This is a genomic window from Candidatus Erwinia dacicola (genome assembly GCF_001756855.1).
Lineage (GTDB): Bacteria > Pseudomonadota > Gammaproteobacteria > Enterobacterales > Enterobacteriaceae > Erwinia > Erwinia dacicola.
Map to the genome: position 1 here is coordinate 1 of NZ_MAYS01000338.1, position 1217 is coordinate 1217.

At 47.5% G+C, this 1217-nt stretch carries 1 pseudogene; it reads right to left on the minus strand.

Annotated features, from left to right (window positions below):
• Positions 1-286: 286 nt before the first annotated feature.
• Positions 287-1026: pseudogene (locus BBW68_RS09805) on the minus strand (IS110 family RNA-guided transposase); the annotation flags it as partial.
• Positions 1027-1217: the final 191 nt, after the last annotated feature.

Below are 1217 nucleotides of genomic sequence, written 5' to 3' on the forward strand. Positions count from 1 at the left end.
TTTGTTGCGTTTCGACTGGGGATGGGGCTCTGTGCGGTAGTGCCGATGCGCTAGTATCACTGTTCTCATACGGTGACTGGCTGCCGGTATTCGGCGAATAGCAGGCATAAAAATCTATGGTCCCCACCATTTTTGCAACACTGATTTTTGATTTCAGAGAGCCATTTTTTATGTTAGGTTTTCACTAGGTCGATACGCCGTTCATGTCATCAATAATCAGTCTTCGCAAAACCAGATAGGGAACTACGTTATTAACGATTAACCCGTCAGGTAAACTGCGTTACCGTTACCTTTCAAACACGGTTTGCCGGCTCGTTATTGCCCACGCTATTCGGGCCATCTTGTTCGCTAGGGCATAGGCCACTACATTTGAGTGCTTTCGTTCAAACTGAGTTCTTACCCATTCAGCCAGACTTCCTGACTGATGTTCGATTCTCTGGATAGACAGACAGCCTAGCACATTGAACCAGCAAACGTCGCAGGTTTTTATCTCCGCGTTTACTTATGCCTAAAAGTGTATTTTTGCCGCTCGTCTGTACTGGCGTGGTACCAGTCCGGTTGAAGCAGCGAGATCCCGGCTGCTGGCATATTGCTTACCATCGCCCAACTGAGAAGATAAAACGCTGGCGGTTATTGGCCCTATACCCGGTATAGTCTGAAGGTGCTGTCCTGTTTCATCATGGCCCAGTTCCTGCTCCAGCTCTGTTTCCAGTTCAGTGATCTGCTCTGTCAGGTAAAGATAATGCGCATGTAAACGCATCAGTAACCGTGCAAGATAGGCCGGAAGTTCATTATCAGCCAACACCGTTGAAAGCCGTCTTATAACGGCAATGCCGACGGGCATACTGATACCAAATTCCAGTAAAAAAGCATGCATCTGGTTCGTTGTCTTAATCTCACCAAGGATTCCCTGATCCGATGCAGGGCACGCATAGCCTGTTGAGCCTCAGTTCTGGGTTAAACAAATCGCATGGACGGGCAAGATGCTGCTTCGTAGATGGCTTCAGCATCGACAAAATCATTTTTGATGGTTAGGAGATTGAATCGCCTCTTCTGAGAGCGCCCAACCATGAATGTCAGAACGAACTATCCCTTTGATGCGGCGCTCGTGCGTAGGTTTAAGTATGAAAATGCAGTTTTTGTCGTGTTTTTAAGCGGAAAGCTATTTTTCAGGCACACTAATCCGGCTCAGGCATCCGCAACCATCGCTTTTTCTC